Source organism: Devosia sp., from assembly GCF_030689745.1.
Taxonomy (GTDB): domain Bacteria; phylum Pseudomonadota; class Alphaproteobacteria; order Rhizobiales; family Devosiaceae; genus Devosia; species Devosia alba.
The window spans coordinates 21,900-33,007 of the sequence record NZ_JAUYGL010000047.1 but is presented as its reverse complement, the minus strand read 5'-3'; the positions used below and the strand labels follow the sequence as shown (position 1 = coordinate 33,007).

Here is an 11,108-nt window from a genome sequence, read left to right as displayed (position 1 = left end):
TCGCGGCCGGCGCACTGGCTGCCTTCGCCCTGCCGGCATTCGCCCAGGACGCCGTCACTCCGGCCGTCGAAACCGTCGCCGCAACCATGGACAAGGGTGACACCACCTTCATGCTGGTCTCGACCATCCTGGTGCTGTTGATGATCCTGCCCGGCCTGGCGCTGTTTTATGGCGGCCTGGTTCGCACCAAGAACATGCTCTCGCTCCTGATCCAATGCACGCTGATCACCGCTCTGGTGATGGTGATCTGGGTGCTTTACGGCTATTCCTTCGCCTTCGGCGGTTCGGAAAGCGCATTCTGGGGCGGGACCGCCAAATTGTTCCTGGCGGGCGTCACGCCGGCCAGCGAAGCCGCCACCTTCTCCGAAGGCGTGATGATTCCCGAATATATCTTCATCGCCTTCCAGATGACATTCGCCTGCATCACGCCGGCGCTGATCGTCGGCGCCTTCGCCGAACGCATCCGGTTTTCAGCGGTCCTGCTGTTCGTGGCGCTGTGGGTGACCTTCGTCTACTTCCCGGTCGCCCACATGGTCTGGGACGCCAACGGATTGTTGTTCAAGATGGGCGCGCTCGATTTCGCCGGTGGCACCGTCGTTCACATCAATGCCGGCATTGCCGGTCTCGTCGGCGGGATCATGATCGGCAAACGCACCGGGTTCGGTCGCGACATGATGGCGCCGCACTCGATGACGCTGACCATGGTCGGCGCATGCCTGCTGTGGTTCGGCTGGTTCGGCTTCAATGCCGGGTCGAACCTTGAAGCCAATGGTGGCGCGGCACTTGCCATGATCAACACGTTTACCGCAACCGCAGGCGCAATTCTGGCCTGGACGGCGATTGAAACCTTGCACCGCGGCAAGGCGTCGCTGCTGGGCGCGGTTTCCGGCATGATCGCCGGCCTGGTCGCTGTCACCCCGGCCGCAGGCTTCGCCGGACCGGTCGCCGCTATCGCGCTCGGCGCGGTTGCTTCGGGCCTGTGCTACTACTTCGTCGCTGTGGTCAAGAACAAGTTCGGTTATGACGACACGGCCGATGTGTTCGGCATTCATGGCATCGGCGGCATTGTCGGTGCGCTTGGAACTGCCGTTGTCAACATGCCGGGGCTTGGCGGCGCCGGTGGTGAGGACTATGCCGTCGGTTCCCAGTTCCTGATCCAGGCCTCGGCGGTGGGCATCACCATCCTGTGGTGCGGCATCATCTCGTTTGTCCTTTACAAGATCGTCGACATGACAGTCGGCCTGCGCGTCAGTGTCGAAGACGAACGCCAGGGTCTCGACTTGGCTTCACATGGCGAAGCGGCCTACCACGGCTGAACATCCAGTCTCCAAGACCCGCAAGACAGGCGCGGCCCGCGATTCTCGGGCCGCGCTTTGCGTTTGGTGCCGCGCCAACGCTCGATGGTTAATGCCGTATTAACCCCATACCGGTTAGGTTTGCCCGAGATCGGGTCGCCAGGGCCCGAACCAAGATTCGGACACTTTGAACCATGCAGTCAGGCTCTTCCACTCTTTCATCGGGCGTCTCATCTCGCAGCACTCTGCTCGGCGGCCTGTTGCGGCGGCAGATCAGGTTTGTTATGGGACTGCTGATCCTCGCCGGTCTGGCGCTGGCCATCGCCGCGCTTGCCACGTGGAACGTCGCCGATCCAAGCTTTTCCAACGCCAATGGCGCTGTGCCGCACAATGCTCTCGGGTTCGGCGGCGCGGCCTATGCCGATCTGGTCATGCAGTTCTTCGGGCTGGCCGGCGTGATCGCGCTGCTGCCCGCCCTGTTCTGGGCCATCGGGCTCATGCGCAACCGTCCCGTCGACCGGATTTCGCGCCGGGGCGCTGCCTGGTTCGGCGGCGCCTGGCTGACGGCGGCCCTGTTCGGACTGATGCCAAGTTCGCAAAGCTGGCCGTTGCCGAACGGCCTTGGCGGCGTGCTCGGCGACATGGCGCTGAAGATCCCGTCCGTGTTCATCGGCGGATTCCCCTCCGGCATCGTCGCCGTCATCCTGGGTCTGCTGCTGGCGCCGCCGGCTTGCTGGCTGCTTGGCTTCGGCGCGGGCCTGATCGGCCGGGCCGCTGCGCAGGAAGCGGGCGAAGCCCAGGCTTCCGAGGATGGCGATGATGATGAGGTTTCAAGCGGCGCGCTGGCGCTCGGCGCCCTCGTCCATGGCTGGTACACGCTGCGTGGCCGGCTGAGACGCCTGGCCGGTCTGGCCACGTCGAAAAGGCTGCGGGCCGTGCCCGATGGCCCGCTCGATCTCAACAGCGACTATGAGCGATCCACGGCTTCGCCTTACGGAGAGCTGACGCCGGCCGGATCGCAAAGGGTCGAACCCGGCTTCGGACAGGCGTCGCGAGGGCGCACCATTCCGCTCGATGATGCGCCGCCATTCGATATCGATGACGAGGAACTGCCCGCAGGCGTGCTGTCGGGAAGCGACGATGAGGACGACGATCCGGCATCGGACTGGCGCTATCAGGACGCACCCTCGCGGCCTTCGCCCCCCGCGCGGCCGGGCGCGGCCTCACCCCGCATTTCCGCCCCCGCCGAGCGGCCCAAGCCCGGAAACCGCGTGCAGCGGGACGCGCAAGGGTCGATGCTCAAGGAGCAAGGCTTCGCGCTGCCGTCCGTGCATCTGCTGACCGAGGCGCGCAACGTGGTCAAGGATTCCTCGCTGTCGCCAGAGGCGCTTGAGCAGAATGCGCGCATGCTGGAAGGCGTGCTGGAGGATTTCGGCGTCAAGGGCGAAATCATTCATGTCCGCCCGGGTCCGGTGGTGACGATGTATGAACTCGAACCGGCGCCGGGCATCAAGTCCTCGCGCGTGATCGGGCTTGCCGATGACATCGCGCGCTCGATGAGCGCGATTGCCGCGCGTGTCGCGGTGGTTCCCGGACGCAACGCCATCGGCATCGAATTGCCCAACCAGAAGCGCGAAACCGTCTATCTGCGCGAATTGATCGGCAGCCGTGATTTTGAAACCTCGAAAGCCAAGCTCGGACTGGCGCTCGGCAAGACCATTGGCGGCGAGCCGGTGATCGCCGATCTGGCCAAGATGCCGCATCTCCTGGTGGCAGGGACGACCGGATCGGGCAAGTCGGTGGCGATCAACACGATGATCCTGTCGATCCTCTACAAGATGGATCCGTCGAAATGCCGGCTGATCATGATCGATCCGAAAATGCTCGAACTGTCGGTCTATGACGGCATCCCGCATCTGCTGACGCCGGTGGTAACCGACCCGAAGAAAGCGGTCGTGGCGCTCAAATGGACCGTCCGCGAGATGGAAGAGCGCTACAAGAAAATGTCCAAGATCGGGGTCCGCAACATCGACGGATTCAACACCCGCGTCGAACAGGCGGCGAGCTCGGGTGAGCCGATCACCCGCACGGTGCAGACCGGTTTCGATCGCCATACCGGTGAAGCGGTTTACGAGACCGAGGAATTCGATCTGACGCCGCTGCCCTACATCATCGTGCTGATCGACGAAATGGCGGATCTGATGATGGTGGCCGGCAAGGACATCGAAGGCGCCGTACAGCGTTTGGCGCAGATGGCGCGTGCGGCCGGCATCCACGTCATCATGGCGACACAGCGTCCATCGGTCGATGTCATTACCGGCACGATCAAGGCCAACTTCCCCACCCGGATCTCCTTCCAGGTCACGTCGAAGATCGATTCGCGCACCATTCTGGGCGAGCAGGGCGCCGAACAGCTGCTGGGCAACGGCGACATGCTCTACATGGCCTCAGGCGGCCGCACCAAGCGCCTGCACGGCCCCTTTGTCTCCGATGCCGAAGTCGAGGCCGTGGTGGCCCATCTCAAGAGCCAGGGCGCGCCCGACTACCTTGAATCGGTCACTGCCGACGAGGACGATGGCGAGATGGGCGATAGCGGTGGCGGCAGCAGTGGCGATGACTATGCCGGTTCGGGCGATGAGCTCTACGACAAGGCCGTCCACATCGTTTTGACCGACAAGAAGGCGTCCACATCCTACGTGCAGCGGCGCCTGGCCATTGGCTACAACAAGGCCGCGACGCTGATCGAGCGCATGGAACGCGAAGGCGTCATCAGCCAGGCCAACCATGCCGGCAAGCGGGAGATCCTGGTGGGTGCCGATCAGTATTGATTGGCACCTCTTGCCTGCGACGACGGAACCAGCTGTTGCCGCAATTGGTTTCTAGGGTAGCGTGCAACGACCACCTAGACCGGGACCAGATGCCATGATTCGCCGCGATGCCCTGCTGCTCGGCCTTTCCGCCGTTTTCGCCCTGAGCACCTCCGCCTGGGCGCTCGACCGCGCATTGTCCCCTGAAGAGCAGCAGATGATCGCCAATATTGGCGCGCATAATTCGGCCATCCGCACCATGGTGGGCCGCTTCCTGCAGATCGACACCAATGGCGGCCGCTCGGAAGGCACGTTCTTCTTGGAGCGTCCGAACAAGATTGCCTTCCGCTATGCGCCGCCCAGCCGCGATGAAATTGTCTCGATCGGCAATGGCTTTTACGTGTTGAACCGGCGCGACGAGACCTATTATGCCTATCCCCAGGATTCCATTCCGCTCCGGCAGTTCCTCGGGGATTCCATCAATCTGCTCGACGCCAATGTGATCGATGTCACCACCTCGGACGGCTACATGTCAGTCACGGTGATCGATGAGACCATTGCCGGCACGGTGCAGGTGTCGCTGGTCTTTGGCACCGATACGCTCGATCTGGTGCAGTGGAGCCTGGTCGAGCCCAGCGGCGCCGAGCTGACCTTTTCGCTCTATGATGTGGAAAAGGACCGCGAGATTCCGCGCAGCTACTTCTCCATCCCGGCCAATTACAAGCCGCTCAAGCAGGGCTGACCTACTGGCCCAGCATCAGCAGCGCGATGATGCCGCCGCCACCCACCACGATGCGCCACCAGGCGAAGGGCGCAAAACCGTAATTGGCCACAAAGGCCAGCAGATAGCGCACCACGATGGCCCCCACCACGAAGGCAGCGGCAAAGCCGATCGCCACGTTCAGCGCAATGCTGGCATCGATCAGCTCGCGGCTCTTGTAGAGGTCATAGCCAAAGGCTCCGGTCATGATCGGCAGGGCGACAAAGAAGGTGAATTCGGCGGCACTGCGCTTGCTGGCGCCGAACAGCATGGCGCCCACCACCGTCGCGCCCGAGCGCGACACACCCGGTACCAGGCTGAGCATTTGAAACAGTCCGATGATCAGCGCCAGATGCCAGGGATACTGGTAGGCGTCGTCATAGATTTCCCGCTTGGGCATGCGGTCGACGGCCAACAGGACAAAGCCGCCCAGCAGCAGCGAGACGCAGATGAGCATGGGCGAGTGCCACAGCGCGCCCTGAATGAAGTCACGCAGCAGCACACCGGCGATCACTGCCGGAATGCAGGCCAGCGCCACCGACAGGGTAAACCGCCATGCATAGGCCTTGCCGGTCAGCGCATCGCGGATCAACACGCCCAATCTGGCGAAATAGATGGTAACAATGGCCAGGATGGCGCCCAGCTGAATCAGCACGATAAAGGTCTCAGGCTGGGTCAGGCCGAAGAAATGTCCTGCCAGCAGCAGGTGTCCGGTCGAGCTGACCGGCAAGAATTCGGTAAGCCCTTCGAGTATTCCCAGAATCAGCGGCACAAAAAGACCTTGATCGGCGTTCATCTGATCCCCTAACTCTGTTCAACTGCCTGGCGCGGCGGGCCAAGCTCTAGACTGCTTCGTCAGGAGCGCCAAGCTAGCTGATGTCGTGCCCCCAAAAAGAGATGAGCGTACAATGCCCAGCTTGCTGCATCATCCCCTTGATCCCGCCTCGCGCCTTATCCGCCTGATGTGCGCCGAATATGGCGTGCCGCTCGATGTCGAGGAGATCAAGCCCTGGCTGCGCACGCCCGAACTGCTCGAGATCAATCCCGCAGCGACGCTGCCCATCCTGATCGATGACAATGATCAGCCCATTGTCGGCCTGCTGGCCAATATCCACCTGATCGAGGATCTTTATACGCCCAGCGCGGTTGCCGGCCTGATCCCGCCCGACCCTCTCGCGCGGGCCGAAATGTGGCGGCTGATCGAATGGGTGATCTTCAAGCTCAATGACGAAGTGACGCGCTATGTGCTGGAAGAAAAGATCGTCAAGCGCGACCACAGGGGCGCGACCCCAGATCCGGCCGTGCTGCGCGTCGCCAAGGCCAATCTCAACGAGCACATGCTGTATTTCAACTGGCTGTTCGCCAATCGCTCCTGGCTGACCGGCGACGATCTGACCCTGGCCGATTTCGCCCTGGCGGCCCATCTGTCCACGCTCGACTATCTCGGTGACATCGACTGGGGCAAGGCGGGGGAGACACGCGACTGGTATTCGCGCATCAAGTCCCGCCCCGCCTTCCGCACCCTGCTCAATGACCGCGTCCTCGCCATGCCGCCGCACAAAGGCTATGCGGACCTTGATTTTTGATCGCTCCTGACGCCCTCGTTGCGGAACTGCGCGCCCGCGCCATGGCGCTGGGCTTTGACAGCTTCGGTATTGCCCCGGCCGATGCACGGCCGGACCTGCCAGAAAAACTGAACGCTGCCCTGGCTGCTGGCTGGCATGGCGACATGGCCTGGATGGCCGACACTGCCGAGCGCCGCGGCAGCCCGACCCAGCTCTGGGTCGGGGCGAAATCGATCATTGTGCTCGGCATCAATTACGGCCCGGAATCGGACCCGCTGGCCCTGTTGGGCGAGCCCACGCTGGGCGCCATCTCGGTCTATGCCCGCAATCGCGATTATCACGAGATCATCAAGGGCAAGCTCAAGGAACTGGCAGGCCTGTTGGCCCGCCGGTCCGGCGCCGAGGTGAAGGTATTTGTCGACACCGCGCCGCTGATGGAAAAGCCGATGGCCGAGGCCGCCGGGCTGGGCTGGCAGGGCAAGCATACCGTGCTGGTCAGTCGCGCGTTCGGCTCCTGGTTGTTTCTCGGCGCCATCCTGACCGCTGCCGAGCTGCCCTTGGACAAGCCGCATGCCGAGAGTTGCGGCTCGTGCACCAAATGCCTTGATGTCTGCCCCACCAATGCCTTCCCCGCGCCGTTCCAGCTCGATGCGCGGCGCTGTCTGGCCTATCTCTCGGTCGAGCATAAGGGCCAGATTCCGCTGGAGTTTCGCGTGCCGATGGGCAATCGTATCTATGGCTGCGATGACTGCCTGGCGGTCTGCCCGTGGAACAAGTTTGCCTCGGTCAGTCGCGAGGCCCGCCTGCGCGCCCGCGACGAACTGGAGCGTCCGGCGCTGGCCGACCTGGTCCAGCTCGATGATGCGGGCTTTCGCGCGCTGTTTGCCGGCTCGCCGGTCAAGCGCATCGGCCTGGCGCGATTTTTGCGTAATGTCTTGATCGGCATCGGCAATTCAGCCGATATAGGCTTGTTGCCACTGGTCGAAGCCCGGCTTGCTGACGAGAGTGCCCTGGTACGCGGCGCCGCCATCTGGGCGCTGCGGCGGCTGGCGCCTGAGCGGGCCACCGCGCTCAGCCAAACCTATCTGCTGCGTGAGGATAACCCTGACGTAGCCAGCGAATGGACCGTGGATCTCGCATGAACGCTTTGTTTTTCGGCTTTGGCTTTTCGTCAGCAGCAGCGGCCAAGGCGCTGCGTATCGATTCACACATTGTTAACATTTGCGGCACCGTTCGCAGCATTGAGAAGGCCGAACGGCTGTCAGCGGCTGGCGTCACCCCACACCTGTTCGATGGCACCGCGCCCGGCGACACCCTGGGCCCGGACCTGCGGGCTGCCACGCATGTAATCTTCTCCATCGCGCCCGGACCGGATGGCGATCCGGCCTTGCTGCAGCACCGCGCCGATCTCGATGCGGCGACGGGTCTTGAATGGCTGTGCTACTATTCCACGGTCGGGGTCTATGGCGATTTCGGTGGCACCTGGATTGATGAGTCGGCCCCGCTGGTGCCGCGCAATGAGCGATCGGATCGCCGCGTCGCTGCCGAACAGGCCTGGCGCGACTATGCAGCAGCGCGCGGCGTGCCGCTGACCATTCTGCGCCTGGCCGGCATTTATGGCCCGGGCCGGTCCACCTTCGACAAGCTCGAACAGGGCACCTCCCGCCGCATCGCCAAACCCGGACAGGTATTCAACCGCATCCATGTCGACGATATCGGCCGGGTGACGGCGCTGGCTGCCGCGGCCAGGCTCAATGGCACCTTCAATCTGGGCGATGACGAGCCGGCGCCGCCGCAGGACGTCATCAAGCACGCTGCCGACCTGCTCGGCATTGAACCGCCCCCCGAACAGGCTTTTGTCGAAGCGGCCATGACGCCGATGCAGGCGAGCTTTTATGCCGACAACAAGCGCTGCTCCAACGCCGCCATCAAGCAGGCGCTGGGCATCGAGCTGCTCTATCCGACCTATCGCGAGGGCCTGGCCCAGATTCTGGAAACCCGCCAATGAGCGTTGCTGCCGCCAAATCCGCCCCCGAACGCCGTGACCTGACCGGCCGCTATGTCCGGCTCGAACCGATCGAGCGACGCCATGCCGCCGACCTGTTCGCGGTGGCCACTCTGCCCGGCGGGCCCGAGCGCTTTCGCTGGCTGTTCAGCGAGGCCCCCGGCAGCGTGGCCGAGCTGGAACGCTGGATCGACACGGTCAATGCCGGGTCCGACCGCTATGTCGCCATCATCGACCAGCGCAGCGGCCGCGCCGTCGGCCAGCAGGCCTGGATGCGCATTTTCCCCGACCATGCCTCGATCGAGATCGGCGGCGTCTATTGGGGCCTGCCCATGGCCCGCACGCCGCTGGCCACCGAGGCGCTGTTCCTGTTCGCGCGCCACGCCTTTGACGATCTCGGCTATCGGCGCTTCGAGTGGAAGTGCAACAATCGCAACGATCCCTCAAAGGCGGCGGCCCTGCGCTTCGGCTTTCAGTTTGAAGGGATTTTTCGCCAGGACCGCATCGTCAAGGGCGAGAGCCGCGACACCGCCTGGTTCTCCATTATTGACGGTGAATGGCCGGCCCTGCGCGCCGAATATGAGCGCTGGCTCAGCCCGGACAATTTCGACGCGGACGGCCAGCAGCTGAGCAGGCTGGCGACGCGCGCCCAGGTCTAGTCTGATCGTTCAGCCTGCGGTGCCGGTGGCCCTGGCTGCGTCGGCCTCGCTATAGAACAGCGCGCTGATCGACTCACCGCTATTGATGCGGCGAATGGCCTCGGCAAAGGTCGGGGCAACCGACAGCACCGTCAGCTTTGGCAGGCGCTTGCTCTGCGCGATGGGCACGGTGCTGGTGCTGACGATCTCCAGTATGTCGGGCTCGCCCGCCAGTGTTTCGATGCTGGCTCCGGCAAAAATGCCATGTGTCGTGGCCACGCGCACCGAGCGCGCGCCGTGCGCCCGCAAGTGCTGCAGCAGTTCGAGAATCGAGCCGCCGCTGGCAATTTCGTCGTCCAGCACGATCACATCGCGATTGCGCACCTCGCCAATCAGCGTGGTGATCCGCACGGTGGTGTCGTCAATGCGCTCCTTGGCGGCAGCGGCAACCGGCAGGCCGAGGCGCTTGGCAAAGGCGGCTGCGTTTTTGGCATTGCCCAGATCGGGCGATACCACCACCGCATTGCTCAGATCATAGGCCTGAAAATGGGCGGCCAGCTCATTGAACGCATGCAGCTGATCAACCGGCACGCTGAAAAAGCCATGCACCTGCGGCGAATGCAGTGCCATGGTCAGCACGCGATTGGCGCCAGCGGCGACCAGCAGATCGGCGACCAGACGGCCCCCCAGCGAGATGCGCGGCGCGTCCTTCTTGTCGGAGCGTGCATAGGAAAAATAGGGGATGACGGCGGTGATGCGCGCCGCTGACGCCCCACGCGCCGCGTCCAGCATCAGCAACAGCTCCATCAGATTGTCCTGCACCGGCGTGCTCAGCGGCTGGATGATGAACACATCCTGCTCGCGGCAATTGGCCTGCAATTGCACTTCGAGACAGTCATTGGAGAAGCGCTTGAGCAGCGTGGGCTGCAGCGGCACACCGAGATGGGTGCAAATCTGCTGGGCCAGCTCGGGGTGGGCACTACCGCTGAAAACCGCTAGTTCGCTCATGGCACTACCCCTGCTGCCGCTAGGGGGCGATTAGGGCATTTCGGCCTGACAATCAACCGTGCTGGCGCAATGCGTGCGTCAGCACGGCACCGGCGAAGGCTATTTTGCCTCCACCAGCCGCAGCACCGCGTCCTTCAACTGCTCCAGATCCTGCTCCCGGCTCAGGCGATGGTCGCCATCCGGAATCAGGGTCAGGGTCACCGGGTCATGCAGGATATGGGTGACCAGCTTGATGGCGTGCGCTGGCGGCACATCCTCATCCTGCCCGCCCTGCAGGATCGTCACCGGACAGCCGGTCTCGATGACACTGCCAAACAGCAAATGCTGCGCACCATCACTGATCAGCGCCTGGTTGATGCGATAGGGCTCATCGGAATAGACGCTGGGTTGATCGACATAGCCATTGGCCTGCAGCGCCTGGTGCTCTTCCAGCGTGAAGCCGGGCGATATCAGTTCATGGGTCATGTCGGGCGCCGGCGCGATCAGCACCAGCCCATGGGCCGGGGTGTCGCGCTCCAGCAGCGCCCGCGCCAGCAGCAGCGCAATCCAGCCACCCATTGATGAGCCGATGATGATCTGGGGGCCATGCGTGGTGGCGTAGACCGCCTCGGCCTCTTCCAGCCAGCGGCTGATGGTGCCCTCATTGAAGTCACCGCCCGAAATGCCGTGCCCGGAATAGTCAAACCGGGTGACCGCCAGTCCGTGCTCGGCCCCCAGGCCATCCAGCGCCATCGCCTTGCTGCCCCGCATATCGGAGCGAAAGCCACCCAGCCAGAACAGCCCGGGCGCGCCACCGCTGCGCGTTTCGATGGCGATAGTGCGGGCCGCCGGACCCGATCCGACGGTGAGATTTGAGCTGTGTGTGGCAGACATGGCTGAGCTTTCTTGGGAACAGATGGCGCGGCGCAGCCGTTGAGGCTATAGTGCGCCGGCTGCCGGGGTTTGAACCGGCAATAGGCAAGAAAATCGCACGCTTTGCCAGTTGACTTATCGCCTCGGTAACACGATTTTATGCCCGAATTCACCCGCT

General features: G+C 63.5%; 10 protein-coding genes. 7 read left to right on the top strand and 3 right to left on the bottom strand.

Annotation, left to right across the window (positions count from 1 at the left end; genetic code table 11):
* Positions 1 to 14 precede the first annotated feature (14 nt).
* From Q8O80_RS04155 to Q8O80_RS04145, 3 genes are all read left to right on the top strand, one after another.
* Positions 15 to 1,316 carry an ammonium transporter gene (locus tag Q8O80_RS04155; protein WP_371136097.1) on the top strand — a complete coding sequence of 434 codons (1,302 nt, stop codon included), beginning with the start codon at positions 15 to 17 and terminating at the stop codon, positions 1,314 to 1,316.
* A gap of 173 nt (positions 1,317 to 1,489) precedes the next feature.
* Entirely contained in the window at positions 1,490 to 4,123 is a 2,634-nt protein-coding gene (locus Q8O80_RS04150) for a DNA translocase FtsK 4TM domain-containing protein (RefSeq protein ID WP_371136096.1), read from the top strand.
* A gap of 94 nt (positions 4,124 to 4,217) precedes the next feature.
* Positions 4,218 to 4,844 (top strand): outer membrane lipoprotein carrier protein LolA, encoded by a 627-nt coding sequence (locus Q8O80_RS04145; protein ID WP_305577232.1) that lies wholly within the window; start codon positions 4,218 to 4,220, stop codon positions 4,842 to 4,844.
* Position 4,845: 1 nt separating this feature from the next.
* On the opposite strand, the gene Q8O80_RS04140 is transcribed toward Q8O80_RS04145, so the two are convergent.
* Positions 4,846 to 5,658, bottom strand: a complete 813-nt coding sequence (locus Q8O80_RS04140) for an undecaprenyl-diphosphate phosphatase (RefSeq protein ID WP_305577230.1) — start codon at positions 5,656 to 5,658, stop codon at positions 4,846 to 4,848.
* A 112-nt stretch (positions 5,659 to 5,770) separates the two neighbouring features.
* On the opposite strand from Q8O80_RS04140, the gene Q8O80_RS04135 reads away from it, so the two are divergent.
* From Q8O80_RS04135 to Q8O80_RS04120, 4 genes are read left to right on the top strand one after another with little or no spacing between them, the layout of a single operon-like run.
* The gene (locus Q8O80_RS04135) at positions 5,771 to 6,448 is read left to right on the top strand and encodes a glutathione S-transferase family protein (protein ID WP_305577228.1); all 678 of its coding nucleotides are present in this window, start codon (positions 5,771 to 5,773) and stop codon (positions 6,446 to 6,448) included.
* A gap of 41 nt (positions 6,449 to 6,489) precedes the next feature.
* Positions 6,490 to 7,569: a tRNA epoxyqueuosine(34) reductase QueG gene (gene queG / locus Q8O80_RS04130; RefSeq protein WP_305577240.1), complete on the top strand. Its 1,080-nt coding sequence runs from the start codon at positions 6,490 to 6,492 to the stop codon at positions 7,567 to 7,569.
* Positions 7,566 to 8,435 carry an SDR family oxidoreductase gene (locus Q8O80_RS04125; RefSeq protein WP_305577226.1) on the top strand — a complete coding sequence of 290 codons (870 nt, stop codon included), beginning with the start codon at positions 7,566 to 7,568 and terminating at the stop codon, positions 8,433 to 8,435. The genes queG and Q8O80_RS04125 overlap by 4 nt, the downstream gene beginning before the upstream one ends.
* Positions 8,432 to 9,091 carry a GNAT family N-acetyltransferase gene (locus Q8O80_RS04120; protein WP_305577224.1) on the top strand — a complete coding sequence of 220 codons (660 nt, stop codon included), beginning with the start codon at positions 8,432 to 8,434 and terminating at the stop codon, positions 9,089 to 9,091. Before Q8O80_RS04125 ends, Q8O80_RS04120 begins: the two co-directional genes overlap by 4 nt.
* A gap of 9 nt (positions 9,092 to 9,100) precedes the next feature.
* On the opposite strand, the gene Q8O80_RS04115 is transcribed toward Q8O80_RS04120, so the two are convergent.
* Positions 9,101 to 10,078 (bottom strand): ribose-phosphate pyrophosphokinase, encoded by a 978-nt coding sequence (locus Q8O80_RS04115; RefSeq protein WP_305577222.1) that lies wholly within the window; start codon positions 10,076 to 10,078, stop codon positions 9,101 to 9,103.
* 99 nt (positions 10,079 to 10,177) lie between these two features.
* Positions 10,178 to 10,951: a carboxylesterase gene (locus tag Q8O80_RS04110; RefSeq protein ID WP_305577220.1), complete on the bottom strand. Its 774-nt coding sequence runs from the start codon at positions 10,949 to 10,951 to the stop codon at positions 10,178 to 10,180.
* Between the last annotated feature and the right edge of the window lie 157 nt (positions 10,952 to 11,108).

Coding starts and splice junctions, on each gene's coding strand:
- Q8O80_RS04150 (WP_371136096.1), top strand. CDS start 1,490: ATGCAGTCAGGCTCTTCCACTCTTTCATCGGGCGTCTCATCTCGCAGC.
- Q8O80_RS04145 (WP_305577232.1), top strand. CDS start 4,218: ATGATTCGCCGCGATGCCCTGCTGCTCGGCCTTTCCGCCGTTTTCGCC.
- Q8O80_RS04140 (WP_305577230.1), bottom strand. CDS start 5,658: ATGAACGCCGATCAAGGTCTTTTTGTGCCGCTGATTCTGGGAATACTC.
- Q8O80_RS04135 (WP_305577228.1), top strand. CDS start 5,771: ATGCCCAGCTTGCTGCATCATCCCCTTGATCCCGCCTCGCGCCTTATC.
- queG (WP_305577240.1), top strand. CDS start 6,490: ATGGCGCTGGGCTTTGACAGCTTCGGTATTGCCCCGGCCGATGCACGG.
- Q8O80_RS04125 (WP_305577226.1), top strand. CDS start 7,566: ATGAACGCTTTGTTTTTCGGCTTTGGCTTTTCGTCAGCAGCAGCGGCC.
- Q8O80_RS04120 (WP_305577224.1), top strand. CDS start 8,432: ATGAGCGTTGCTGCCGCCAAATCCGCCCCCGAACGCCGTGACCTGACC.
- Q8O80_RS04115 (WP_305577222.1), bottom strand. CDS start 10,078: ATGAGCGAACTAGCGGTTTTCAGCGGTAGTGCCCACCCCGAGCTGGCC.
- Q8O80_RS04110 (WP_305577220.1), bottom strand. CDS start 10,951: ATGTCTGCCACACACAGCTCAAATCTCACCGTCGGATCGGGTCCGGCG.